The following is a 24,644-nucleotide window of genomic DNA, read 5'->3' as shown; positions in this document are numbered from 1 at the left end:
CAACCCTGATAAAGCAGCATCCAAACTGTAGAGGATGCACTCCAGCCCTCAAAAGAGTGCATCCTTCCCCTCAACGGGATACTGCTCAACCCTCATGAAAGCAGCATCCAAACTGTAGAGGATGCACTCCAGCCCTCAAAAGAGTGCATCCTTCCCCTCAACGGATACTGCCCACCCTCATGAAGCAGCATCCAAACTGTAGAGGATGCACTCCAGCCCTCAAAAGAGTGCATCCTTCCCCTCAACGGATGCCGCCCACCCTCATGAAGCAGCATCCAAACTGTAGAGGATGCACTCCAAGCCCTCAAAAGAGTGCACCATTCCCCTCAGGGGTTTTACTCAAGTTTCATCGCATCTCATTCTTATGAACCCTCATTTTTATGAATCTTTGCTAAAAAGCACAAAAAAGAAGTTTGCTAGCAACTATTGTATCACCCATCTTATGGGATTCCACTTCCCTACAGAGCTTTCAAACTTTTTTACACCCTCATAAAATAGAATCTGAAAGAATTCTTTAAGGCAATTAAGGGTAAATTTTGTCAAAATATAGACAAACTTTATTCTTTTTTATGACTGTTGTATTTTTACTATAGTTATTTAAATCGAATTTATGTATGATCCATATCGATATTTATTTATAGAAATAAATATAGGAGAAAAAACTATGAATATCAGATATTTTTTCATAGCGGGGGCAATTACAAGCGGTTTAGCTCTCGCGATTCAAAAATCTGATCGTATAGTCAATAAAGAACCCTCTCCTATTGTTGCACCTTATACTATTGAAAAAACAAATTTACAGTTTGTTAAACAAGTAAGGGACACATCGGATACATTGAATATACTGAGAGTAAATAATAGAAGCGCATCAGAACAAGCATCAATAAACGATATATACGAAAAAGGAAAAAGTTTATTGAATGCAATAGCTGGTTTTTTAGGATCAATTATTATATATTTTATACAATTGGTTTCCGCTAGAGTATAAGATACAAAAATTTCTTAAAATAAGGTTATATACATTTTGTGTATATTGTAAAATTTAAATAAAAAGGCCCTTTTAAAATGGGGCCTTTTTTAGTTTAATTTTTCCGATGTTTTAATTTAATTTTTGTTGTGTTTTTATTTTTATTGGCTAAATATCACCGCCTTCAAAAATGACATTTTTTACTTGTCCCACATCTCAAATAATGAGGGCTCTCCCCCTAAGCTCCCCCCTCTCATACCACTTTAGTTAATAGACTTCCCTCATAAGCGTTTTAGTTAATAGACTTCCCTTATACCGCTTGAATAAGCGATCATTTATAAGCATTTTCTAACAAAAAAAAGGACCGTCTTGAAGAAGATAGCAGAATTTATAATCGATTTTTCTCCCCTATTCTTGAGGATCAAGCCATTTTCAGTCTATTTTTTTAAAATCTTGGCTATTATTCTTGATTTTTCGAGCACTTTATTTTGCTCTGGTAAGAAAGGTATGAAAGCGCCTCAATCATAGCGCTTTCACATCTTTTAAATAAAAGTGCTTTTCTTTAACAGGAGAGTACAACACTAATCAATTCTTATATCCATAAATGCAGGTTCACCATCTTTAATATAAATAATATCAGGAGAATATTTTACCCCCTCTACTTCAAGCACGAGCTGTTCATCACTCACCCCTTCAAATCCTTGTTCCCTTAATTCTTGTTTTTTCTCCTCGACTAATTTTTTATGAAAAGCGCGTTTTTGATTACACGTATTAGGGGATCTCACTCTGAAAAGCTGATAGTCCATGGCTATAGACCACTTCTCAGCAACCCGTTCCAGCAGATCGTAACTGAACTTTCCTTCCCTTTTCACTTCTTGAGCGATCACCATCGCGCGTTCCAAATGGACTTTTTCAATGGTTTCATCAAAGCCAAGCTTTTCCCCTGCCGTAAAACTTTCATCATAAGAAGCTAAAGTCTCAACATCGCCCAGCAAGGCAAGAGCTGCAAGATGCAGCAAAGCATAAGGTGCGAACTCTACTTCATCATCCGGTGCCCAAGATAAAGAGTCTTTTTCCCAAGGAGGAATACTATATTGAGAGCGAAACATTTCATGCAAAGAATCATCTTCCATTGTCCATTTTAAAGTTTTATCGAGAGTTTTCTTTAAAAGCTGGGCGCTCACTTTTTCTTCAAAAATTTCCAATCCATTGGATACAAAATTCATAAATACTGTTGGCAAAACCCCAGAATTATGAGGATTAATCGTCTGACAAGCCGCAGCGAAAATACCGCTCATAATTAAAAGTCCGCGATCAAAGGGCGAAAATTCTTCCACTCGTTGCTCGTTATAAAGAAACTGCACTTCGCGATCTGGTAAAAAGAGAGTTGCCAAATGATCTCCTTTTCCCTCGATTTCCACCGACCATCCCAAGCTTTTTAAAAGCGCTGTTGCACTCTGTATGGTTAAAAATTCCCCCTCATCAAGCGATTCTTTCTTGCTTTTTTCAGAAATTTTCTTATCCCGCATGGATCTTACCCCTTACCTTCCTCACACCTCAAACAGTGAAGATTTTCAAACCGCGCCAATCTGTAACCGATAGTCACAATTCAGCTTTTTTTCAAACAAATTCCCCTATTTTCAAGAAAATGACCCTGCATCCCCACTTCAATAGGATTCATTTCAAAGATTGAATGAACAAGGCACCTAAAAATACGAAAACACCCCATATACCGCGATCACCTGCTAGAAAAACCGTTCCCTTCCTCACATTTCAAACGATGAAGTAAGTCCCAAACGCTCACTCTAGGCTCTAAACCCCATGGGCTCTCATTCCCTTTAATCAACAATGGTCCATAATCGGCTTTTCTTCCCCTCAATGCCATCCTCAACACTGCTCCTTTAAAGCAATGTTTACGGACACCCCATAAAGAGCACCAAAAAACATCAGAGGCAAAATGGTATAGAGAGCAATCCCTATAAATGTTGAATCTCTCATAATTCCTTCATTATTTTTTTCCCTCTCATGACTTCTCAAACGCTGTATCCTGTTCTTGCAAGACGTTTTTCAGTTCTTTTCTTAAACAGCGATACGTTCTCACCTGCTTAAAGACACCATAATAAAGTTCCAAAATCATCATGGGAACAAAAGCAACCCCCAATGTCACGCACATAAGCACGAAAACAAATATCATGACAAAAATATCACTCCTTTTTTCTCTATCGCCTTTTTTATACCGATCCTTTTGACAGGTTATTTTACCCCGTTGCTGGTTTATTTCTTTCAATTTCCGAATATTTTTTCTCAACAAAAACCACAATGTTATGCAGAGTATCAACATAACTGGGAACAAGAGCAAAACACACACTATAATAACTTTCCAAAACGCATACAGAGAGAGAAAAAGAGGTGTATCCCACCACCCTGTCCGTTCTCCATTGCTACCCAAGGATAGGAGAAAGAAAATCTTGTTCCACAGCTCAAGAGAGAAAATGTTGTACTCTTTGCTATCCAAGGATGAGAGAGAGAGAATCCTGTTCCACAGCTCAAGAAAGAAAATCCTGTTCCATAGCTCAATAATGAGGGAGAGGAAACAAATGACAACATGCTCTCGCACAGAAAAAACACTTTTTTCGAAAAAATGGCGCAGTCCATTATAAAATGCTGAATTTTCCCCCTTCATTGCTCTTCCTTTTTTTTTATGAAAAACGCATTTCTTTATCTCATGCTCGCTTTTTTAAGAACCACTAAAAGTGCGATGCATGGCGCTTCCCTTATTTTCAACAAAAAACCCAGACTTTCTAAAAGCGCAGTTGCTCTTCCAAATGATGAAGAGCAGCCTCATCATTACAAACGAAAATAGGCTCTCCTCTTTGCCTGATGATTCTTCAACCATCCAATCCCCTCTTCTTGTGTCACGAGCTTCCAAACATTGCCTCTTCCCCCTCACGATAGCTACAAAAGCGCCTTGTCGCGCTCTTTTCTTACGCGTTTCAATTCCCGTTTTACTCTACAATACGTTCTCACGCGCTTGAAAACAAAATAGTAAAATTCTAAAATGAGCATGACAACACCCGCAGGAAAAAAGACCTCTAGCAGAAATATCAACCAAAAGTATACGATAAAAAAACTGCTTATTTTTTCTCTATCCTTTTTTACCGGATTATTTTGTTGATCGGTTGTGTGATCCCGTTGCTGGATAGCCTCTTCTAACTGCTGAATCTTTTTTTTCAACAAATACGTTAAGATGAGATAAAGCACCAATAAAACAGGCATCAAGGCAACAACACACACCATGATAACTTCACGCAGCACAAAGAGCGCCAAAAGAGCGCTATCCTGCGATACACTCAACGACCACTCGGATTCTAATGGGATCAAAAGAGCTTTATGACCTATCCCAATAAGGATAGAAATAAGACAAATGATAATATGGTCTTTATAAGAACGAGATGATTTTCCAAAAACAACAGAGCACAGTTTGTTATAAAATGTGGAATTTTCCCCCTTCATTTGCTCTTCCTTTTTATACAACTGTTTGTCCTTGACTTTTATAAGGACACGAACAATCTCTCAAGTAAAATTCCGTCCATTGTCGTCAAACAGAACACCTCCAGAGAACACTCGTATTGCATATTTATGTTGCCAATACTTCAATTTTGCCAATTCACGTGCTTGTTTTAAAGAAGCATCTCTCAACACTTCCAAACCAACGCGCGTCCACCCCATTTCATGAACAGCACCCATGAAGGAAATAACAATAGCGCCCTCATGAATATATCCCCTTACGATAAAATCTATCACCACCATTGTTTCAATAAAAAGTGTAATCCGGCGCCATTCACATACGCCCGCCCGCTGCTGCCTCTACGATAGCCTTACCCTAAGGGGGCTTCCCCCCTACGACAAAGCCTGCCCTGCTCCTACAACAGCCATATCTAGCTTCTACGATAGCCCTTATAACTTGATAAAAATAGAAGCATTTTTATTCTTTTCTCAATTGTTTTCCGCCCCCCACTTAAGATATGAAAAAAGGAACTTCCATTGATACGCAAATAATCGCGCAATAAAAGCATTTGAAATAAGAAAATCTTACAACTCTCTTATTCCAATCAAAAAGGATCAATGATCATTATAAATCAAAATATGGCGATATCTTCCTTTTTTCATTGGGAATCTTGCAAGCCAATAGCTAAGAATATATTCATAAAAAACGCTTTTAAAACAATAAGACAGCCGCTACTTTTGAGATCAAGTGTTTTAATATTAATGAAAGCACTAACATTCTCTTCAAGTTTGAGGTGTTGTTTTGTCAACAATCTTGTTAGCATGGACTGATTCTATAACTATGCGGTATCATCACAACTGCTCTTTATAAACAGCATAATGATACGCGTCATTTCACTCACAATTCTTTTTAAGCCTTGCGTTATAGGCTTTTCTGGAAAAGATAAAGGAGAATCCTATTGAATATAGCAATTATTTTGGGGTCTGTGCGTCAACCTTCATTAACAAGAACTTTAGCCAGTTATTTAGCAGATTGCCTCATGAAGCGGGGTGCATCACTTCATTGGGTTGATTTGCGTGAACAGCCCTTACCGATGACAGATCCAGATTATCATCAGCAGGTTGAGGCTAATCCAAGTGCTGCGGTTCGCCAGTTTGTAAAAACCATTGCAGAGGCTGATGGCGTTATTCTAGCAAGCCCCGTTTATCAAGGGTCTTATTCGGGTGTTTTAAAGAATGCTCTTGATAATTTAGCTTATAATGCCTTTTTAAATAAACCTGTTGGGCTTATCTCTCATGGGAGTACCGCCCAAAAATGCGCACAACCGTGTGAGCATTTATTGCCGGTGGTGAGCACGCTTTATGGTTATGCACTCCAATGTCAAATCGCCTCTTCCCCCGAAGATTTTTCCTCAGATGATGACGGTCGTACTTGGAAAGTTATCAGTGAAGAGATACAAACACGTTGTGAAAGGCTTGCTGATGAAATGTGTACATTTTTAAAGCACCGAAGTGTGATTTAAAGCAAAAAGGGAGGGGGGATGAAAAAAAAGGGTGCGCACTATCGTTATTTAGTGGTAGGGGGCACAGGGATGCTTGCCCCTTTGTGTCAATCACTCGAGCCGCAAGAAGTGATTATTGCTGCACGCTTTTTTTCTCATAAAGTCCAGCTTGAGGCATTGCACAACAAACAGTTGTGCGTGCCGTTGGATTATGATTGTGCGACATCAAAGGCACAATTTTTAGAAGCTGTGAAGCAATGGCATGATCTAAAATATTGCATATTATGGATTCATTCGCCTGCCCATGCATTTTCTTGCGCATTAATTGAGCAGTTAGCTCTTTTGCCTACACCACCATGTATTCTTCATATTTTTGGTTCCAACACTCATGATCAAATGGTCATCGAGTGCGCGCGCAAAAACAAGGTTGATTTCATCCCCATTCAATTAGGACAAAAAACAACCCCAAAAGGTTCACGATGGCTGACTCATCAGGAGATAAGCCAACAGATACTGGAAGCCATAAAAAATCATATGAATAAACAAAACTTATGATCAATACCTATGCTTTGCAAAGAAGCCGTGCCCCTTCAATCTCTATCCATACCCGAACATCCTCTTGAGTCCCCCCATACTCTTTACATCATAGGCTTTGCGAACGAACAATCCCCCTCCCTGCGCCTCTCAAACAGCATCCTTATATCAACAGCCCCAAAACCAAACGTTTTTACCCTTCTCACACGGGCTTATCCCCCTCTGACAGTTTATGATCTTCACACGGGCTTATCCCCTTCTCACGGGACTTAGACAGCATAATCTTATGGGGCGTTATGTTATAAGGCGTCATGGCATAAAACTTAAAACAGCAAATTGTGTTTAGAATTTTTTGTCTATTTTAAAGCTGACCTTTCTCCCCACACCTCAAAGAACAACGATTTCTACGGGACGTAAGGTTCCCACGAAAAACTTCTCTTTCAACAGTCCAAATTTTAGCAGGTTCGACTTGACTTCCCGCTCATAGTCTTCCCGTAATACTCATACTCGACAAGCTTTTTTAAAGAAATTTCAACGCGCTCCTTAAAACAACACTTAAACGTACCAAGAAAGCTTATATCAAAACAGAATTTTATGACGTCATGGGATGATATATTATAACAAACACCATATCAGAACCGAATGAAAATTAGACACCCTTACAGCCAGCATACAAAAAGCACCCTCAATGCTAAGCATAATAAAAAAGTATCGCAATAAACCGAAAAAAAACCGATAAGAAAACACAATTAGCACGCACACCTGCTTTAAATTCATTTTTACGACAGCAAATAAGAAAACGTAAAATAAAAAACCGTCAACTTTCAAGCCATTAAACTCAAAAAACAAGTGGTGGATTGAGCTAAATTTAAAGCCTTATAAATAAAACCCACTGATCATATACAAGATATACCAAAGATACGAAAACCTTCTCTCAAATTTAACGCATTTCACAATCCAACCTTTACGCCTTCATTGCCCCCCTCTTCTCCTCAACCGCCCCACAACCCTCACGGCTCTTGATCAACCACACATCCTAGCCATTACAGTTTCACGTTTTTACGATTTTGCAAATTCACAGAAAACAGGAAGTCTTCTGATAAACAGCCAAAGCCTATCACCAGCCTATTAATTGGCATCAGCCCTTTTCACCAAACTCCCCCATTCCAATGACGCATTTCACAATCCAACCTTTACGCCTTCATTGCCCCCCTCTTCTCCTCAACCGCCCCACGACCCTCACGGCCCTTAACCAACCACAAATCCTAGCCTTTACAGTTCCACGTTTTTACGATTTTGCAAATTCACAGAAAACAGGAAATCTTCTGATAAACAGCCAAAGCCTATTACAAGCCTATTGATTAGCATCAGCCCTTTTCACCAAACTCCCCCATTCCAATGACGCATTTCACAATCCCACCTTTACGCCTTCATTGGTACCCTCTTCTCCTCAACCGCCCCACGACCCTCACGGCTCTTAACCAACCACACATCCTAGACTTTACAGTTCCACGTTTTTACGATTTTGCAAATTCACAGAAAACAAGCAAACCTCCGATAAACAACCCCATTGAAGCCTATCACCAGCCTATTAATTGGCATCAGCCCTTTTCAAACAGAGATCAGCGTAAAATGAGAAAAATAATCCATGCCCTCCTCCCAAGCCGTGAAGCAATGGGATGATCTAAAACTCATACCTCCCCCCATGACATGAGCACTACATGCGCTTTTTCAGCGCTGCATTTAATTGCCGCGTAACCTTGTAATACGATATCAAATGCTTTATAAAAGAAATATACAGTGCCACAATGGGTATTGTTAAGAAAAAATCAAAAACACCCCCCAGCAGAATGATCAAAACCACCGTCCAAGCTGCCGCCATTTCGTAATGCATTTTATCCCCTTCTCTTTATAAATTGATTTGTGTGGTATAAATTGATTTATTGGGTTGCTTCAATCACTTCTTCCAATTGCTGAATTTTCTTTTTCAACCGAGAAGTTAAAATTTCACGAAGGATCACAATAACAGGGATCGTTGCAAAAATAGATACAGATAAAAAAACCAGAAAAACGAGAGAATGGCAATATATTCAAATCTGCTCTCATCTATCTCAGCAGCTATAGCTATCCCTTTACAGTAAATCACATAGACATAAGCTTTGAAAAACATAATGATGAAAGAGAGGCATGCGTGGAGGATATAATCTTTGCGTGAAAAAGCGAGCCATTTTTTTAACGAATGGGAACTTATCTGTGTTTCTAGTTCTAAGTTTTGCTGCACTCTCTCTTTCTCTTTTCCGCTTTTTTCAAAGAAACCAAAACGCTGTGGATGTTCTTTCATCAAACGTCTTTGTTTTTTCACTCTGTAATAGAGCCTCAAACGCTTGATTAAAGAATAATAAGGCGCCACAATAATCATATTCACGAAAATGGCAAAAACTGTAACTGCATTTAGAAGAAAATATCCAAACGGCAGAAACAAAATAAAAAGCGCGATCTCACCCTGCATAGCTATAGTCTCATTGATTAATCTCTTGCTGCTTTATTTTTTCTTTTAGTTTTTTCTTTATTTTTTCCAATCTGCGCTCTTTAAAACGATCAACCCCCCAAAGGATCGGAAGAGGAGTGAGAAGACAAAACCAAATCAACACCGGTAAGAGAAAAATAAGATAACCAATTCCTTCCCATTTTATCCATTGCAACGGCTGTACCAGAGATTTTGCACCAGCAGGAACTTCTAAAGCCATCATGATAAGACATGTGCAAAACATAGTGAAAAAGCAGCGCCCTATTATCTCACAGCTCCTCACCCCTTTACGCCTTTCCACTGAAGACACCATAAATTTTTTGAATAAAAAGAAAGACTCTCCAAATGTCGCGTTTCTCTTCTGCATTGTTCCCCTCTGCTTTTACACTTCGCGCTTTTTACGCATTATTTTTAGGTTTAAGCTCTTTTTAATTTATCTAAACTCTTTATTTTTCTCAATAAATTTTTTCATCAATCCTAATTTCTACATCCATATATTCTAACTCCCCATCCTTTATGTAAAGAATATCGGGACGATAGTTTTTTCCATCAACTTTACAAATCGCGTCCTTTTCGTAAACGAAATATCCCTGTTGTCTTAATTCTTCTCTTTTTTCCTCGATCAATTTTTCATAAGAATCTCTTCTTCTATTGCACAAACTGGGATCTATGGCTCTAAAATATTCATAGCTCTCCACCTCCATGGAAAAATCCTTTGCCGCCTGTTGAAGTAAATCGTAACTGGGTTGCTTTGTTTTTTCTACCGCCTTAGCGATTATCATCGCGCGTTCCAGATGCTCCTCTTCGATGCTTGTTTCAAAGCCCAGTCTCTCACCTTCCAGAAAGCTTTTGTGATAAGCGTGTAAGGTTTCAACATCGCCCATCAAAGCCAGAGCCGCAAGATAGCGCAGCGAATAAGGAGTCAATTGAGGAACTACAATTTTGTTTTCCCAAGGCAGGATACGATATTGAGAGCGAAGCATCTTGCCAAGATCAACATTTGTCATTGCCTTTTCTAAAGCTTTCTCGAGTGCACGACGTAAACGCTTGGCGCTTACCTTTTCTTCAAAAATTTCCAACCCCTTCACATCAAAACTCAAGTCAAGAGCAATCAAGCCTCCAGAATTATAAGGGTCTATCGTTTGGCAAGCCGCCGCATGGATACCAGAGCCCACCACAATTGCACGATCAAATTGCGGATACCCCTTCTCAGCATTATAAAGAAACTGCACTTCACGATCTGGTAAATAATAGGTGGCCAAATGATCCCCTTTTCCTTCAATTTCCACCCTCCATCCCAAACTCTTTAAAAGCGCCGTTGCACTTTCCATCGTTAGGATTTCCTCATCAGAAAGAGAAAACTCTTTTTCTTCAGATAACGGCTTAATCATCGGTATTTCCCCACTGGACGGCTCAAAAGCGATAGGTTGTTCAAGCACGCGTCTTAATTCTTTTGTCACTTGGCAATACAGTCTCACCCGCTTGAAAGTAGAATAATACAATGCCCAAATAAACATCATGACTACAGCAGAAAGCAGCGTGAAAAGCGTCAAGCCCGCACCCCACGAGAATATAACAATAATATCTATCATTTTAATATCTATCATTTTCCCCACCCCTTATTCACTTTTTTGTCGATACGTAGCAGCTACCCGCTTCCAGATTGTTTGCTCCAACTTATCGATCTTTTTTTTCAACAAACGCGTAAAGATGATACGGACCACAAAGGCAACAGGAATGAGCACAAAAGTTAAATCTAATATAAACTCCCCAATAGAAAAGAGAGCTGCTATGACATTCCCTTTCCACTCACTCCACATTAGTACGAAGAGAACCATTCTCAAAGTTACCACAATGAAAGCAATACAAAAGATGACTTTATAATTTTTGCTTGTCAAAAACGCTTCTTCAAGCGAAAAAGACCGTGGTTCTTCATCCAATGGTGCATTTTTTCCATTGCCCCTCATTTTTTATCCCTCATTTGTTTCAATTTTTAAGCTATTTTCATGAACCGAAGCTTTCGTCCTCACAATGAATTCAATTCATCAATATCAAGCGCTTGTATCCTTCATCTTTTATGAAAACAATATCAGGGTTGCATTTTTTCCATCAACCTCAAACATCGCACGAATAGAAGTGCTCCTACAACGCATGAGAATATATAAAGGCCAGTATTCATTTTCTGCCCTCCCTTCATGCACTGTTTCGTTGAGAAGCGGTTTTTCTTCGCTGCCAAATTGCTTGATCCAACTTATCGATCTTTTTTTTCAACAAACGCGTAAAAATGATACGGACCACAAAGGCAACAGGAATAAACACAAAAAGAAGCACTGATATAAAAACCAATATTAATGTTAAAATGAACAGGATATAATTCCACCACTCTGTCAAATCCCACTCAAAAAATATAAAGAGTGCCACTTTAAAAGCGCTAATAATGAAAGCAATGCAAAAGATGATTTTATAATTTTTGCTTGTCAAAAACGCTTCTTCAAGCGAAAACGACCGTGGTTCTTCATCCAATGATGCATTTTTTCCATTTCCCCTCATTTTTTATCCCTCATTTGTCTCAATTTTTAAGCCATTTTCATGAACCGAAGCTTTCGTCCTCACAATGAATTCAATTCATCAATATCAAGCGCTTGTATCCCTCATCTTTTATGAAAACAATATCAGGGTTGCATTTTTTTCCATCAACTTCAAACATCATGTTTTCATCACGACAGTGTATCCCCTGCAGTCCTAAGGCTTCTCTTTTCTCGTCGATTAAACTTTCATAAGAATATCTTCTTCTATTGCACAAATTTGGGTCTGAGGCTCTAAAATTCTAATCACTGCTCTTTTTATTTTCAGGAAGATAAGCTGCTTTCCAAAAAAGAAGCAAACTGGTGCAAGAAAATCGTAACGAAATTGCTTTGTCTTTATGACGATTTGAACCACCAAAAAAGCCGCCCAAATGGACTTTTTTGATATTTTTTTCAAAGCCCAAACTTTCATCTTCCATAAAGCTTTTGTGAGAAGAGTGTAAAATTTTAACATCAGCCCTCAATACCAAAGCCCCAAAGTAGCACAGCAAAGAAGAAGTCCCTTGAGAGATATCATTATTTCCTTTTTCCAAGGCGATGCCCCCATTTTGAAAGCCAAGCACACTGCCAAGATCAACAGCTCCCATCGCCCTTATCTAAAGCTTCCTCAAGCACACGGTGTAATCACTGGGCGCTTACCTTTTCCTCAAAAATTTTCAATCCCTTTGCCTTAAAATCCACCCCTTTGCTTCAAAGTCCAGTTATAAATCTGGCAAAGCCCCAAAATAATAAGGATTAATTATTTGGCAAGCTGCAGCATGTATACCAGCACCTCCCACAATTCCATAATCAAATTGCACAAAACCTTTTTCATCCAGAAAGAGAAACTGCCCCTCGCAGTCTCGTAAATAAATAAGTGTCCCCCTTTTCTTTCAATTTCTCTCCTCCAACCCAAGCTCTTTAAAAGCACTGTTGCACTTTCCATGGGGAAAAACGTCTTAATTAAAAACTTGAGCTTTTGGCGCGCCTTCTTTATGCGCCTTGCCTCTTCAGTTTCTCGAAAATGGATTTTTCTGCCCCAAACACCAGAATATCTTTTGCTTTAAGTATAGATTTTTCGCTCTCAATATCGCTTGGTAAAACACATTTTTATGCTTGATAAAAAAGAAAATAAGTTACAAGATTTTCTCTCTTTAAGAGAACAGAAACAGCAAGTGAAACCCAAGAGCAGCCCCTCTTCACTTCCCCCTCAGCACTCAAGCAAAAGCACCAACTCAAGCAAGAGCACCACTCAAACAAAAGCTCCGCTCAAACAAGAGCCTCAATTTTTCTCAAAAACACGACACAAATATAAAAAAGCATAAAACGAGAAGTGTCCCCCATGCACCTTAATGAACAAGTCAAAAGCAAGGCTTATGGCAACAAAAGCCTCTCTTCACTTTTTCCCTCGTTCACTTTTCCCTCATTCACATCGTATAGGATGACTGGAACTTTTTTCTGCTCAACCTCTTCTTCCAATTGCCGCACCATTTTCTTCAACTGACGGGTTACAATAAAAAGCATAATAAAAACAATCGGTAAGAATAAAAAAGCGCAGGCAAGCATCCATACCAGTGGCTTGAATACGACAAAAGAAATAAAGCCCTTTCCCCTCCATAGCTTAACGACAGCAGTTATAACTATTGGAGCAGTCGCCATGACTGTAGAAAGATAGAATATTTTTTTATAGTCTTGCCAAACAAGAGAAAGCTGCTTTTTATCAAACATTCTACTGCTTTTTTATTTTTGAGAGATCTGTTTTAAGGCAATATCGCGTTCATTCAGCACGCATTTCAGTTCCTTTTTCACGCGGCAATACAACCGCGCACGCTTGATAAACAGGTAATAAACGGCAAAGAGCGGCCCCCATATTAAAACATTTAAAAGCGTAAAACACAGGAAAGAAATGGCTATTAATGTTATAAGACTACTCGTCATTTTGTCCCCCTACCACATTCTGCATACGGATTGCCTGATCGCGTTGTTTTATCGCTTCTTCCAATTGCTGAAGCGTTTTGTTCAATTTTCTCGTTAATTTTATGCACATGATCCCAATGATCGGAAAAAAGAGAAAAATCCCTAACCATATAAGGCTCAACAGCTGCATGATAAAGGCAACACTATCATTTTTCCACCATACAAAATTTGCGATAGAGAAAGAAGATTGCAAAACAGAAAAGAGAATAAGGATAAAAAAGATTATTTTACATTCTTTTGAAGAAAAGGGCAGAGATTCTTTGAAGTTAAGAAAGCGCATTTTCGCATCAAGTGTCTCAAGCGCGAGATTGTGTCTTTTCATTTCTCCCCAATCATTGCGCAATTGTTGTATGGCTTGTTTTTGTTGCGTCGTACTCTTTTTCAAGTCTTGAGCGAGTTTAAAAGATAACTTCATATGCTTGATCAGCAGGTAAGGAAGCCTAACAATGACCATAACCATTAAAATGGCAATGATAACGAACCCTAAAAAAGCTAAATGTTGCATCATAATGCTCCCTTTTTTTCCCTATCGCATTGATGTGAAATCATCATTTTCATTCTCTTCTCAAGCAAATGTTTCTAATTTCTTTACTGTTTTTTTCACGCCATACTGAAGGAAACTATGAAGAATTAAAATGACAGGTAAAGAAACAACAATACATGTCCAGACCCAAAACAGCAGTCGCATGACAAAATCAATCATGTGAAGCACTATAGGCGCGTAATTGTGCAAAAAAATTGCAGATTTTGGAAAAAAAGCAAAAAAAACGGCAACACCTGCACAAAGTGCAACCATAACGCAAGCGATAGAAAAGATCTTTCGATAATCTTTTTTTGAGAGAAGCAAAGATTCTTGAAAAGAAAAGGCACTGAACTTTGTTGCAAGAACTGTATTCTGTCCTCTACCCTCTGCCTGATTATGCCTCAAATTCTGCGCTGCACCCTTTTTTAATTTTCGCTGCGTCGCCAATAACAAGATTGTCCGTTTTATCAACGAATAATAAAGTGCAAAGATTATCATCATGGTAGAAAGGAATACCATAAAAATTGTAAAACAAATAAAAATTGCCGTCCCTACGGCAATCAACATTCCAATGATTAAAGAAGCGGTCACTTTCCCCTCCTATTGTCTTCTATTAAGAGATTGGTTGTCTAGCTGTTGCTGCTCTGGCAAGGTTTCCCACAGCTTCATCATTTCCTTCACATCCCGTTTAAATATGGCGTTAAAGACAAAAAAGAGCGGAAAAAAACCAAAAAGAAGGCTAAAAATCATTTGCGGTAAGAAACATAAAAAAGCCCAAACACTATTCCACCCCGCATCAAGCAAATGCTCGATGATAGGATTTTTAAAAGGATGTGCAAGGCTCTCCTGAATTATTTCCTGAAAACTTTCTTGTTTCATTTGTCTCAGTGCTTGGAGCTGTTCTTTGGACATAATGTGAAAAAATTCCAAAGGGCTCATATAGACAGTCGCGGAAAAAAGCACCAACAAGAGGATAGCCAAACAACAAATGATGATATAATCACCTGTTGAAAGCATCATCCATTTTTTGAAAACCGCACACTGATCCAACACTGGCTGTGATACAAAAGCCTTATTTCCCTTATGGGCAGATTGGTGTTGTGAATTATCTTCGATCATACGGATACTCCCCCCACTTCTAAAATTCCCACTCTTCAATATTTGATAGCACGCCACCAAGGCGGTGAATTCGCTTAGCACTCTTCTCAGAGTAAAGCAAGCACTATAATACCCTCTAAATATTTTATTCACTTTGGCCCTATACGCGCTTATACATGACGCGCTTACAAGCCAAAATTCCCCTTTTCCTCCCTTTATCGATCACATACCCCTAAAAGACACCGTTTTACAAAAATCCAACAAATATTTAATCTAAAAAACATCCCATGTGGAAAACTGACATACCCACCATAAACGACAGTGTTTTCACCGCTTAAATGAAGCCGAGTATATATGAAACAAAGGATGATGATATTCCTTGCTCGCCTCAAAGAATAAAGATTTTAAAACCCACCTCAGTTTGTAAACAATCCCATTGCTCTTAAGTGCACTCTACCTGCTGAGCACTTTATGGGCTCCACTTGCATAAAGCGCTCTACGGACAACTTCCTTCCTTAACAAAAGTCCTTCCTTAACATTGGCACCTAATTTTTAACACTTAATGCGTCAAATGTTGTAATGCCTCATAAGCCTTCCCATCCCCGCCTCAAATGACAGTATTTTATGGCATAACAAGATAAAAAACATTTTCACAAGCGCTTCGTGTCTTGATAATCAACACATCCCAAATGCTGTAAGATTCTCTCATTTCAAATCTACCCCCTGTTGAATCAATCAAATTTATTTGCTTGTACGTAAAAAGTGGGGGAGCCATACGGAGTGAAATTGTACAATGAAAATGCCTCTTATAAACCGTCTCAAATGCCAAGAGCTTGTAAATACATATTGGGATTGGCAAAGTATGCGATGATACCAGCTTACGCTTTTATGAAGCCTAAAAATGATGATATTCAATAAAGTTATATTATCATGAAAGCTTTACCATGATACCCTTCTTAAGCCACCGTCGTGAAATGGGCTCGAGCACATGTAAGAGATGTCTCTTAAAAACAAGCGCGTGAATATGCCGCAATAAGTATATTCCGTTTGAGGCATTGTGTATGACGTAAGAGATGTGCCCCCAGAATATGATAAACAAGAACGCGATAAACAAAAGCGTGAAGCAATAAGCACGCCCCACAGACCAAACCAAACAACCGATTATCTAAAATGCGCCTACAGCAGCTTTGAAATTTTTCAATTCTCATTTTAAAATTTCTTGATTAAAAAAGTCCCTATTTTAAAATTAAAAAAGAAATGTCTTACACCTCATAGCCCCCACCTTTATAAAAGCATCTCTTAATAAACGCCTCTTTTATCAAGTTACCTGCCGCTTATAAAGCTTCTTTGAATATTGCATCCCGTCATTTAATCATTTTAAGTGACCACCTCCCTTTTTTATGATGAAATCCATTAAAACAACAAAAACAAAAAATATCCTCCATAAACGATAACTCTAAATTGCTTGACCCTCCACAGTTTATTTTGTTATTTTGAACTGATGAACCATATTTTACTTGAAAAGATAAGGATCTTATGCTATTATAAGGACATTGAAAAGTTTGTTTTTTTAAGCTCTGTGCCGCTCAAAAAAAAGATAAAATCCCCTATAAAGGATAAAGATATGTTTCACAGCTTAATCTACATCAGACATCTTGGTACAGCGCCCAATAAGAAAACCCAATATGCCTCCCAAAAACAAAGCTCAACGCATGATAAAAATCCACGAATAATAAAAACAATGACTTTTCAAAGGTGAAACTGAAAAGTTTCCACAAAGCGCTCATGAGAAAGAAGGCAATAATCCTATTAGAAAAGACTTCCTATTAGAAAGACGACGCCATACCCATAAAACATCATTCTTGTTTTTTTATTCACATGTGACAAAAGTTTCTTTTCAACTGTTCCAGAGCAGTTGAGAAATCTTTAGAAAGCAAATAAGCCACTATCCATGAAAAAATAAGCATGATAGGGGCGAGAAATAAGACTGATAGGGGTAAGATAAAAATGGCAAGAAACACCTTAAAGATGATTTTTTCGCCCCACCCCGTTGCTGTTCTTTGTGCTGAAAGACGCCTTTAGTATCCGTTTCTCCTTTGATCTGCAACAGCTCATATTCCCCCAGTATTTGCCCACCCAGTATTTGCTCCCCCCCCCCAGTATTTGCTCAAAGTGCTTTTTACATCACTGTCCCCCATCAACAGACAGTTTATTTTTCATTTAAATGGTTAAGTTCATGAAAATACGTAAAAAACGCGGTAGACCGAGAATAACAGGCGAACTCAGAGAGCCCAATGGCCGTATTTCACGTGCCCAAAGCCCCAGCGAATCTGCGCTTCAATCTGCGATTGAAATGCGTGCAAAACACTTTGGTTTAAGCCTCGAAGAAGCGAAAAATCCGCTTGTCGGGACCTATATTGGGCGTCTTTGTTTGCTTGGCTATAAAGGGGATTCATCAGGCATCAGTAAAGAGCAATATGATACGGCGCAACGATACTTGCAAATCAGAAACGACTATTTATGTGCAAAAGGCTTACCAAATGGCTATTACGATGGTTTTACGCACAGCGCATCAGATGAGACAACAAAAAAGCAATGGGTTCAAAGAGCGACGAAACACTATGAAGATATGCAAGAAGCGATTAAAGAAGCACAATATTTGCATCGTCAACACAACTTTCATGCAGCATTACAATATCTTGTTATAGAAGATCAACCGCTGCCTACTCTTGTTGGTTCGTTGCGTATTATTCTTGATGCCCTTTATAAACATTTTGACTATTCTAGCAAAAAGAGCATTGGCTAAAAACACCCATCGTTTCCTCTCCCTCACAGGATAAAGATTCCAAAACCCCCTTTGTAACATGCCTCTTTGTAACCAGCTCCGTTGTAAAGAGACAATCCTTCTTGGCAAATTACACTTGAAATCCACTGGACTTGCCTTTCATAGAAATTCATGGGATTGACGAGCTTAAAGCACGCAACAAACAAGCTTTAAAATATCCACCACGCCCTTTAAAAAACGCTTCAACCTGTCAAAGAGACTTATCACCATACCTCAACTATATATCTACCCATGCCTCAAAGGACAATAATTCACAGCATATTTCACGACATAGGCAAGATAAATATTGTCCCCTCTCCAAACGGCAACACTCTCCCCATCACCTCCCCTCCCCATCACCTCCCATTGTAACAAACCGCCCTCATCATCCACTTTTCCCCAATATCGCGACATCCCCTTAGCTCTTGAGACAATTCATTATAGTCATTGTGCGTCTTTTCTTGTACAATTCTATACGGCTTTCCTGATCTTATGACGAACAAGAGACATGGCTTTGACTGCAGCATAATCTGGATTTCTCATTCAAGATCAATAACGACTAAAACATCATTATAAATCAATAGCTCATCATTAAGACACCCCATTGATTTTTTTTACAAAATTAAAAGCATCATCCCTTAAACGAAAGAAAAAGCCCCCACCAACAATCTCCTCCCTCATCAACAACTGTACCGGTAACCATCCACTCATCACGCCACCGCTAATATGACAGACAGCACAGCCCCAATCGCCAACACCTACCGCTTTACCCCCGCAACACCTGCCAACCACCGCCTTCCTAATTCCATTAATAAAATACCACGGATTTCAAAACCACAATTCTCTCCTCTCCCTTCATCTTGCCCCCTCCTTTCTCAAAGGAGAAAATGTTTTTTGCCGCATCAAAAACTTTCCCATTAAAACAACATATTTTGCTGCATAGCTAATGAATGAGCTTTTTTCTGTAGATTTTTTGCCACAATAAAAAAGGAAAAAATAATCGTTTTGCTGTTGACAGAATATGAAAAATCGTATTTAATGACAGGTGCGGTAACGGGTTTTTTGTGCCCAGATTTCATCATCAGATGTTTGAGTTATTATAGACTGTTATCAAACAGTGTGTTTCGCGACAATCTTCAGAAGTCTCCTGTTTGAAGGTGTCTTTCGTCTTTCTCTGACTGTTTTTCTTCTGCATCATCCAATTTGCATCACCAACAGCCCTATAATTTTGAGATTTTCAAAACAAGCAGTATCCAATAAGGGCTCCCAATAAAACGCTCTAACAAAATACCCCAATAAAAATATCGATGCAATACATCTCAGAAATGATGAGCAATATACGAATAATAATATGAAAACGGCAACAATATGCTCTCATCGCCTCATCTTTCAAAATGCAAAGGCTCTCTTTCAAAACATTGTTTAGCCAAAATTGAAGAAAATAATGCCGTCCATTGATTATTAATATGGAGGCTAATATCATGAAGCCACAAGATTCTTCTCTCCCTCATTCCTCACAAACACTAGGAATGGCAAATGCATCATTAGACAATCTTGCTGCACATTCAGAACAACCCAGCAGCGAAAAAGAAAGAAATATCCCGTTCAGTCATGAGGAATTAAAAAATATCATTGCCCGTTTAGAAGATGACATCTCAACTGGCCGTTGGTTCACAGCTGATTATGCAAGCATAGATCTTACACTGATGCCAGCCTTGGTAGAACAAGCAAATCGTAAATATCCTGAAATGCGTCTTCAATTGGTAGCATCATCTCACGACTTTGCCCTTGCACTAAAAGAAGCCATCGAAAACGGCATTCAATCTTCTAGATTTATCATTCACACAAAGGATAGAGGAATTCATTTTTCAGTGATTGATCATCAAACCATCGATGACAAAACGTCCGTGATATTTTTTGAACCTACAACACTTAACAATATGAGATCAGCGGTGCTAGCATTAAGGACACAACTGGCCATTAAAGCGCATGAATTGTCTAATTGTTCTTTTGCCATGGCAGAAATGGACATTCAACGCAGTTCCTCTGAATGTGGAATGTTCAGCTTAAGCCTCGCCAAAAAGCTTTATTCCGAAGCTCAAAAATTAGAACGACTGCACAAAGATAATATTAAGGGTGTGTTATGTGAACCAGATACGCCTTTATCTGCTGAAAAGTTAGATACATATCTTCCAACCACTTTTTATAAACACACACAAGGGAGAAGACGTCTTGGGGAATATCTAAAAGCCAATCCACAAGCAGCACATGAAGAAGTAAACAAAAAAGGCGAAACTCTAACCGAGAGATTTGAAAGAAGCTTAAGTTCAGCAGAAGGAAAAACTGTTTCTGTTTCACAACATAGAAAAAGAGCGACGGAATACAAATCTTTGATGATGTAATTGAGGTTTTTTCCATACCCATAAAGAACGAGGCTCTGCTGCTTGACGGTGAGGTGCAAATTGCTGTTAGCAAATCTTCTTGTCCCTTTGTAAGCAGGTAAAGATGCAAACAACAAGCAACGTGACCTCTTAAAGACAAAAGGCAAAACAGGACTGTTCTATCAAAATCAGTCGATTTTAAAATTTTATCAAAAGTCCAAAGCTCTTCTCCATATTTGAATAGACAGAAGGCTGAATGCATAAAATATTTTATGATTTTAGATGTTAAATAAAAGCACCCGCCTCCTCCTGTAGCTTTTTTCTAAGAGTTGTCCGCTTTTATCTCAAGCGCCTCCACATCAGTACCACTTGCCAAAACAACCGCAAACAGCCGCTCTCTTATCCCTCACAATCAACACCATCCGTTCTCCCCATCTCTCCCCCTCACGACCCCTGCCAAAACAACCGCAATCACCAACACCAATGCTAACACAAATCATTGTGCACCCCCTCCCACCCCCTGCCGCGCCAACAGTGCCTTCTAAAAATTCCATTCACCAACATATATGTCACCCCTCCAACCTCACCTCTCATGCCACCGCTAACACAACCGTAATGCCGGCCGTAATGCCATTGCGTACATCAACACAATCGCCAACCTCACCAGCACCAACAAAACCGGCACCAATAAGACCCTATCAACAAACCAGCACCAAGTCTCAAAACCAACAACATCTCTCAACGGAAAACACCAGCCAAACCATTATCCCACTTGGCCAACTATTATCCCATCCCTTAAGATGCTACAACTAACCTTTTGATTTCATTGAAGTTTAACGTCTCTTCTGTTTTTTAAGAGTGAAAAATTTCATTTTTAATATGTCGACCAGCCTCACGTTAACGTGAGGCTTTATTTTATGGAGAAGCAAATGAGAAAAATATCATCAGCAGGGCTTGCACTCATTAAACAATGGGAAGGATTGCGTTTGAACGCCTATAAAGATGCCATCGGGGTATGGACAATTGGCTATGGACATACCAGCGCTGCTGGCGAACCGTTCGTTCACAAGGGCATGATCATTACTGAAAAACAAGCAGAAGAAGTTCTTTCTCAAGATTTAAGACAATTTGAAAATACTGTTGAAACAAATGTGACGGTTTCCTTAACGGATGAACAATTCGCCGCGCTCGTATCGTTTTGCTATAATATAGGAGCTTCGGCTTTTTGTAATTCGACCCTGCTCAAAAAACTCAATAACGGCGAATATGAAGCCGTCCCTGCTGAATTACAAAAGTGGACCAAAGCAGGAGGAAAACGTCTTCACGGTTTAGTGCACCGTCGTGCAGCCGAAGCAGGACTATGGGCAAAAGGTGCTTATGTTTCTCCTAACTACCAAACCGTAGAAACGCAAGCACCAATGGGATTTTTCAAAGCAGAAGCGCTTACACCGATTATTGGTTCTTTTTCTGGACTTGGAGGCTTATTGGCAGGCAATGGTCCCATCCAATGGGCATTGGCAACCATTATGGTTTTAGCCGCCTGTGCTGGCATCTTCTTTGTGGCAAAACGGTTTCGGGAGCAGCGCTTATAATGTGGTGGATGAAAAAAAATCTGATGATAACAGGAGCGGCTCTGACCGCTTTTTTTATCGCTTTAGCAAAAGTTTTCACTCTTGGAAAAAAGATTGAACAACAAAAGCAAATAGAAAAAACACTAAAGTCATCAACAACACGGCTAGAGGTGGAAAATGAAATTAATCAAAAAAGTGATCCTGATGTACGCGCTGCTCTTACTCACTGGTTGCGCGATAAAAACAATAAATGAGCCTTTTTCTTGCGTTGGTTGGATGCCCATTTATTTAGACAAAAAAGATCTTAATATCATCAGCTCAAATCTCGCAAGAGATATTTTAAAGCATAACAAACAAGGGGAAGGATTGTGTGGGTGGAAACATGGCTAGAAAAAAAACAGAAAAACAAACAGAGCTGACAGAACAGGAAAAAGAAATCCTACAAGAAATCATCACGACTTATAAAAGTGTAAAAATAATGTCACGCTATACGAAGTGGATTATATTCATCATTTTCTTATTAGCGCTTGATTTTTCACGTATCGTGGATGCATTGGCAAATATTTTTACACAAAAATCGAATATTCAGCTCTAAAATAAAAAAAAACATGAGACGTGTTAAATCTTTTTTTAAAAATATAAAAAGCCATTCGTTATTTTTTGAAAACACGGAGATTTTATTGATGATTTTTCACGTCTCATAGAAAATTTTTACACACTCTTCACCAACGCTTTCATGAAATGAATTTAGGGGCATGAAGAGAGATTTTTAACAAACGCGTAAGTCAACAACTTTGCTAACATAAGAAAATGATCATACCAACGCACATTTTTTTAATAACCTATTGATCCTCAAAAGATTTTATACTCTTCACAAATCTCATTGGAAAGATACCATCGCGAAAAAATTTAAAAATATTTAGAGATATTTTTTTAATAATTGCATAAGTAAACAACGCAAAAAGTAATAACTTGCCTAAAATCCCCTTTCTTTACACTTTAAAAAAAAAGCAATCAGACACCACCCTACGCATTACCAATCCCCAATATTTATAAAAACCCCCATTTATAAAAACTCTGTTTATAAAAAACTGACTATTTGAAAATATTCATGAGAGGCATTTTTATTTTTTTAAAGTATTTTACCCTAGCTCCCTCCACTTGTGAGGTATAAGAAAATGATTGAGATTGTTTCAACATAAGAGAGAATTGAAATGAAAAAATCCACCGCAATAAAAATCTCTTATTCAACATACAAAACAATGAATTATTATTATAAATAAAAGCGTTGCTCCATTAAAACCCATTAAAAAATGTGAAGCAACACATGATTATCGTTATTTGCAAGAATGCAATGCTCTTGAAAACCGTAAAACCACATCACATTGATTTATAACTATCATTAAGCACTCTTCAACTTGAATTAAAACCCTGTATATCGTGGGATTCTCTCATTTCCAAACCTGTTTCTTTTGAAACAATCCAAACCATGTCGCTTGCACATTACAGTGTATGGGTCAAAACTATACAAGCAAGGCATGCCTCACCGTTTCACGGACTAACGGCTTGTCATAACATTGAGAGCTGAAAACATGTATGATAACGTTCGCGTATTCTTTTATTAAGCGTAAAGATGATCGTGCCCTATAGTTTTATGCACTTCATGAGAACTTTGCCCTTATGCCATTCACGAGTCCATTGCGAAATCGGTGTGACGAGCGAGATGTCTCTTAAAAACACGTCAATATGCAAAAATGTATATTTGGAGACAAATATATTTGCGGCTTTTCTGCTTTCCGTGAGGGATTTCACAAAAAAAGATACGCAAGCAACAAAAGTTTGAGGCATCATCTTCATTATTTAATAAGATATTACTATAAATACCTTTAAAAGTCGTAAAGCAAAAAGATGATGACAAGACGAGTGATTATATGCCTTTACATTCTTCCTCAATGAGGCTGTCTTTCTATTGCAGAGATTAACCAAACAGAGATATGCTTGTCCCAGTATACAAAAGCCCTTTAACAGAGCAAACCTTAAATTTTGTTTTCATACAAAATCTTAAACACCAGCATCTTATTCATAAAAAAACAAACAAGACCTAACATGCTCTGTCCAACTTTCTCTCTTCAACTTTCAATGAGCACGAACTCTTGCGTTGGTTCATAAAAACTATTTGCCCTTCTAGAGCGCAAACACGAAAGTACAAACACAAGATTTTTTAATGGTGCATACATAAACTTAAAATGAAAAAATAGAACTGTACAAGAAAGAAATGACTATAAATCAAAAAGTTGTATTTTTATCAATAAAATATTTTCAAAGAAAACCACGCTCCCCGCACAATAAAAACATCTCATAAATACAAGAGAAAAAGTCATGAATAAAGAGAGAGATCTATTCACAATGGCGATACATCAACCAATGAAAAATAACAAAATGCTATAAGATCACTATCATAAAAGGAAGAACTGTACGAAAAGCGAAAAAGCATTTAAAAAAAACGGGCACAGAAAGCCCGTTTCTTTATTACTTCTAAGGAATAAGAGCTTAGAAATCCATTCCGCCCATTCCACCCATTCCGCCACCTAAGCATTGGAGGCATTGGTGTATCTTTCTTTGGAACTTCAGCAACCATTGCTTCTGTTGTAATCAGAAGGCTAGCAATT

The 24,644-nt window shown here is 38.5% G+C and carries 27 protein-coding genes; 11 read left to right on the top strand and 16 right to left on the bottom strand.

Translation table 11 applies throughout. From position 1 onward, the window contains the following. Nucleotides 1-92: 92 nt before the first annotated feature. Complete coding sequence (locus tag ACFIKY_RS04855) at nucleotides 93-308, bottom strand: hypothetical protein (RefSeq protein ID WP_375661480.1); 216 nt, start codon at nucleotides 306-308, stop codon at nucleotides 93-95. A gap of 356 nt (nucleotides 309-664) precedes the next feature. On the opposite strand from ACFIKY_RS04855, the gene ACFIKY_RS04850 reads away from it, so the two are divergent. Continuing rightward, nucleotides 665-988, top strand: a complete 324-nt coding sequence (locus tag ACFIKY_RS04850; protein ID WP_375635597.1) for a hypothetical protein — start codon at nucleotides 665-667, stop codon at nucleotides 986-988. A 560-nt stretch (nucleotides 989-1,548) separates the two neighbouring features. On the opposite strand, the gene ACFIKY_RS04845 is transcribed toward ACFIKY_RS04850, so the two are convergent. From ACFIKY_RS04845 to ACFIKY_RS04830, 4 genes are all read right to left on the bottom strand, one after another. Continuing rightward, complete coding sequence (locus ACFIKY_RS04845) at nucleotides 1,549-2,496, bottom strand: DUF6990 domain-containing protein (protein ID WP_375647290.1); 948 nt, start codon at nucleotides 2,494-2,496, stop codon at nucleotides 1,549-1,551. A 1,208-nt stretch (nucleotides 2,497-3,704) separates the two neighbouring features. Further along, nucleotides 3,705-3,863, bottom strand: a complete 159-nt coding sequence (locus tag ACFIKY_RS04840; protein WP_375644505.1) for a hypothetical protein — start codon at nucleotides 3,861-3,863, stop codon at nucleotides 3,705-3,707. Nucleotides 3,864-3,922: 59 nt separating this feature from the next. After that, nucleotides 3,923-4,480 carry a hypothetical protein gene (locus ACFIKY_RS04835; protein WP_375647287.1) on the bottom strand — a complete coding sequence of 186 codons (558 nt, stop codon included), beginning with the start codon at nucleotides 4,478-4,480 and terminating at the stop codon, nucleotides 3,923-3,925. Nucleotides 4,481-4,540: 60 nt separating this feature from the next. Then, nucleotides 4,541-4,771: a hypothetical protein gene (locus tag ACFIKY_RS04830; protein ID WP_375635592.1), complete on the bottom strand. Its 231-nt coding sequence runs from the start codon at nucleotides 4,769-4,771 to the stop codon at nucleotides 4,541-4,543. Nucleotides 4,772-5,433: 662 nt separating this feature from the next. Here ACFIKY_RS04830 and ACFIKY_RS04825 point away from each other — a divergent pair. The 3 genes from ACFIKY_RS04825 (at nucleotide 5,434) to ACFIKY_RS04815 (ending at nucleotide 8,193) form a co-directional block, all read left to right on the top strand. Continuing rightward, nucleotides 5,434-5,997, top strand: coding sequence for an NADPH-dependent FMN reductase (locus ACFIKY_RS04825; RefSeq protein ID WP_375644503.1), 564 nt, complete (start codon nucleotides 5,434-5,436; stop codon nucleotides 5,995-5,997). Between the two features lie 18 nt (nucleotides 5,998-6,015). Further along, nucleotides 6,016-6,531, top strand: coding sequence for a short-chain dehydrogenase (locus ACFIKY_RS04820; protein ID WP_375635590.1), 516 nt, complete (start codon nucleotides 6,016-6,018; stop codon nucleotides 6,529-6,531). Nucleotides 6,532-7,908: 1,377 nt separating this feature from the next. After that, complete coding sequence (locus tag ACFIKY_RS04815) at nucleotides 7,909-8,193, top strand: hypothetical protein (RefSeq protein WP_375661479.1); 285 nt, start codon at nucleotides 7,909-7,911, stop codon at nucleotides 8,191-8,193. Between the two features lie 836 nt (nucleotides 8,194-9,029). Here the strand turns inward: ACFIKY_RS04815 and ACFIKY_RS04810 are convergent. The 9 genes from ACFIKY_RS04810 to ACFIKY_RS04770 form a co-directional block, all read right to left on the bottom strand. Then, nucleotides 9,030-9,281: a hypothetical protein gene (locus tag ACFIKY_RS04810; RefSeq protein ID WP_375661478.1), complete on the bottom strand. Its 252-nt coding sequence runs from the start codon at nucleotides 9,279-9,281 to the stop codon at nucleotides 9,030-9,032. A 211-nt stretch (nucleotides 9,282-9,492) separates the two neighbouring features. After that, on the bottom strand, nucleotides 9,493-10,644 hold the full coding sequence (locus tag ACFIKY_RS04805) for a DUF6990 domain-containing protein (RefSeq protein ID WP_375661477.1): 1,152 nt from the start codon (nucleotides 10,642-10,644) through the stop codon (nucleotides 9,493-9,495). A gap of 12 nt (nucleotides 10,645-10,656) precedes the next feature. After that, the gene (locus tag ACFIKY_RS04800; RefSeq protein WP_375661476.1) at nucleotides 10,657-11,004 is read right to left on the bottom strand and encodes a hypothetical protein; all 348 of its coding nucleotides are present in this window, start codon (nucleotides 11,002-11,004) and stop codon (nucleotides 10,657-10,659) included. 226 nt (nucleotides 11,005-11,230) lie between these two features. Next, nucleotides 11,231-11,587, bottom strand: coding sequence for a hypothetical protein (locus tag ACFIKY_RS04795; RefSeq protein WP_375661475.1), 357 nt, complete (start codon nucleotides 11,585-11,587; stop codon nucleotides 11,231-11,233). 277 nt (nucleotides 11,588-11,864) lie between these two features. Next, a complete protein-coding gene (locus ACFIKY_RS04790; protein WP_375661474.1) occupies nucleotides 11,865-12,209 on the bottom strand; it encodes a hypothetical protein in 345 nt (114 codons plus the stop codon). Nucleotides 12,210-12,975: 766 nt separating this feature from the next. Further along, complete coding sequence (locus ACFIKY_RS04785) at nucleotides 12,976-13,329, bottom strand: hypothetical protein (protein WP_375661473.1); 354 nt, start codon at nucleotides 13,327-13,329, stop codon at nucleotides 12,976-12,978. A gap of 199 nt (nucleotides 13,330-13,528) precedes the next feature. After that, a complete protein-coding gene (locus tag ACFIKY_RS04780) occupies nucleotides 13,529-14,086 on the bottom strand; it encodes a hypothetical protein (RefSeq protein ID WP_375661472.1) in 558 nt (185 codons plus the stop codon). A 57-nt stretch (nucleotides 14,087-14,143) separates the two neighbouring features. Continuing rightward, nucleotides 14,144-14,692, bottom strand: a complete 549-nt coding sequence (locus ACFIKY_RS04775) for a hypothetical protein (RefSeq protein WP_375661471.1) — start codon at nucleotides 14,690-14,692, stop codon at nucleotides 14,144-14,146. 9 nt (nucleotides 14,693-14,701) lie between these two features. Beyond that, nucleotides 14,702-15,220, bottom strand: coding sequence for a hypothetical protein (locus ACFIKY_RS04770; RefSeq protein WP_375661470.1), 519 nt, complete (start codon nucleotides 15,218-15,220; stop codon nucleotides 14,702-14,704). A 2,215-nt stretch (nucleotides 15,221-17,435) separates the two neighbouring features. Between ACFIKY_RS04770 and ACFIKY_RS04765 the strand changes: the two genes are divergently transcribed. After that, complete coding sequence (locus ACFIKY_RS04765; protein WP_375647272.1) at nucleotides 17,436-18,005, top strand: hypothetical protein; 570 nt, start codon at nucleotides 17,436-17,438, stop codon at nucleotides 18,003-18,005. 264 nt (nucleotides 18,006-18,269) lie between these two features. Here the strand turns inward: ACFIKY_RS04765 and ACFIKY_RS04760 are convergent, their stop codons facing one another. Beyond that, nucleotides 18,270-18,437, bottom strand: a complete 168-nt coding sequence (locus ACFIKY_RS04760) for a hypothetical protein (protein WP_375647271.1) — start codon at nucleotides 18,435-18,437, stop codon at nucleotides 18,270-18,272. A gap of 177 nt (nucleotides 18,438-18,614) precedes the next feature. Then, a complete protein-coding gene (locus ACFIKY_RS04755) occupies nucleotides 18,615-18,815 on the bottom strand; it encodes a hypothetical protein (protein ID WP_375661469.1) in 201 nt (66 codons plus the stop codon). A gap of 689 nt (nucleotides 18,816-19,504) precedes the next feature. Between ACFIKY_RS04755 and ACFIKY_RS04750 the strand changes: the two genes are divergently transcribed. The 6 genes from ACFIKY_RS04750 to ACFIKY_RS04725 all read left to right on the top strand — a co-directional run bounded on the left by ACFIKY_RS04750 (nucleotide 19,505) and on the right by ACFIKY_RS04725 (nucleotide 22,570). After that, nucleotides 19,505-20,425, top strand: a complete 921-nt coding sequence (locus ACFIKY_RS04750) for a YopJ/AvrA family T3SS effector serine/threonine acetyltransferase (protein ID WP_375644489.1) — start codon at nucleotides 19,505-19,507, stop codon at nucleotides 20,423-20,425. A gap of 348 nt (nucleotides 20,426-20,773) precedes the next feature. Further along, a complete protein-coding gene (locus tag ACFIKY_RS04745; protein ID WP_375661468.1) occupies nucleotides 20,774-21,217 on the top strand; it encodes a hypothetical protein in 444 nt (147 codons plus the stop codon). A 116-nt stretch (nucleotides 21,218-21,333) separates the two neighbouring features. Continuing rightward, complete coding sequence (locus ACFIKY_RS04740; RefSeq protein ID WP_375644486.1) at nucleotides 21,334-21,996, top strand: lysozyme; 663 nt, start codon at nucleotides 21,334-21,336, stop codon at nucleotides 21,994-21,996. Beyond that, a complete protein-coding gene (locus tag ACFIKY_RS04735) occupies nucleotides 21,993-22,229 on the top strand; it encodes a hypothetical protein (protein ID WP_273788536.1) in 237 nt (78 codons plus the stop codon). Before ACFIKY_RS04740 ends, ACFIKY_RS04735 begins: the two co-directional genes overlap by 4 nt. Then, complete coding sequence (locus ACFIKY_RS04730) at nucleotides 22,153-22,365, top strand: hypothetical protein (protein ID WP_273788509.1); 213 nt, start codon at nucleotides 22,153-22,155, stop codon at nucleotides 22,363-22,365. The genes ACFIKY_RS04735 and ACFIKY_RS04730 overlap by 77 nt, the downstream gene beginning before the upstream one ends. After that, on the top strand, nucleotides 22,358-22,570 hold the full coding sequence (locus tag ACFIKY_RS04725; RefSeq protein WP_375635573.1) for a hypothetical protein: 213 nt from the start codon (nucleotides 22,358-22,360) through the stop codon (nucleotides 22,568-22,570). Before ACFIKY_RS04730 ends, ACFIKY_RS04725 begins: the two co-directional genes overlap by 8 nt. Nucleotides 22,571-24,644 lie beyond the last annotated feature (2,074 nt).

The organism is Bartonella sp. CR127HXZ (assembly GCF_042194555.1).
Classification (GTDB): Bacteria; Pseudomonadota; Alphaproteobacteria; order Rhizobiales; family Rhizobiaceae; genus Bartonella; species Bartonella grahamii.
This window is presented reverse-complemented; position numbering and strand designations above follow the sequence as displayed.

Bases quoted from the DNA above. Each gene is read 5' to 3' on its own strand.
- ACFIKY_RS04850 (WP_375635597.1), top strand. From the start codon at position 665: ATGAATATCAGATATTTTTTCATAGCGGGGGCAATTACAAGCGGTTTA.
- ACFIKY_RS04845 (WP_375647290.1), bottom strand. From the start codon at position 2,496: ATGCGGGATAAGAAAATTTCTGAAAAAAGCAAGAAAGAATCGCTTGAT.
- ACFIKY_RS04840 (WP_375644505.1), bottom strand. From the start codon at position 3,863: ATGGTTGAAGAATCATCAGGCAAAGAGGAGAGCCTATTTTCGTTTGTA.
- ACFIKY_RS04835 (WP_375647287.1), bottom strand. From the start codon at position 4,480: ATGAAGGGGGAAAATTCCACATTTTATAACAAACTGTGCTCTGTTGTT.
- ACFIKY_RS04820 (WP_375635590.1), top strand. From the start codon at position 6,016: ATGAAAAAAAAGGGTGCGCACTATCGTTATTTAGTGGTAGGGGGCACA.
- ACFIKY_RS04815 (WP_375661479.1), top strand. From the start codon at position 7,909: ATGACGCATTTCACAATCCCACCTTTACGCCTTCATTGGTACCCTCTT.
- ACFIKY_RS04810 (WP_375661478.1), bottom strand. From the start codon at position 9,281: ATGTTTTGCACATGTCTTATCATGATGGCTTTAGAAGTTCCTGCTGGT.
- ACFIKY_RS04805 (WP_375661477.1), bottom strand. From the start codon at position 10,644: ATGATAGATATTAAAATGATAGATATTATTGTTATATTCTCGTGGGGT.
- ACFIKY_RS04800 (WP_375661476.1), bottom strand. From the start codon at position 11,004: ATGAGGGGCAATGGAAAAAATGCACCATTGGATGAAGAACCACGGTCT.
- ACFIKY_RS04795 (WP_375661475.1), bottom strand. From the start codon at position 11,587: ATGAGGGGAAATGGAAAAAATGCATCATTGGATGAAGAACCACGGTCG.
- ACFIKY_RS04790 (WP_375661474.1), bottom strand. From the start codon at position 12,209: ATGGGAGCTGTTGATCTTGGCAGTGTGCTTGGCTTTCAAAATGGGGGC.
- ACFIKY_RS04785 (WP_375661473.1), bottom strand. From the start codon at position 13,329: ATGTTTGATAAAAAGCAGCTTTCTCTTGTTTGGCAAGACTATAAAAAA.
- ACFIKY_RS04780 (WP_375661472.1), bottom strand. From the start codon at position 14,086: ATGATGCAACATTTAGCTTTTTTAGGGTTCGTTATCATTGCCATTTTA.
- ACFIKY_RS04770 (WP_375661470.1), bottom strand. From the start codon at position 15,220: ATGATCGAAGATAATTCACAACACCAATCTGCCCATAAGGGAAATAAG.
- ACFIKY_RS04765 (WP_375647272.1), top strand. From the start codon at position 17,436: ATGAAAATACGTAAAAAACGCGGTAGACCGAGAATAACAGGCGAACTC.
- ACFIKY_RS04760 (WP_375647271.1), bottom strand. From the start codon at position 18,437: ATGTCGCGATATTGGGGAAAAGTGGATGATGAGGGCGGTTTGTTACAA.
- ACFIKY_RS04750 (WP_375644489.1), top strand. From the start codon at position 19,505: ATGAAGCCACAAGATTCTTCTCTCCCTCATTCCTCACAAACACTAGGA.
- ACFIKY_RS04740 (WP_375644486.1), top strand. From the start codon at position 21,334: ATGAGAAAAATATCATCAGCAGGGCTTGCACTCATTAAACAATGGGAA.
- ACFIKY_RS04730 (WP_273788509.1), top strand. From the start codon at position 22,153: ATGAAATTAATCAAAAAAGTGATCCTGATGTACGCGCTGCTCTTACTC.
- ACFIKY_RS04725 (WP_375635573.1), top strand. From the start codon at position 22,358: ATGGCTAGAAAAAAAACAGAAAAACAAACAGAGCTGACAGAACAGGAA.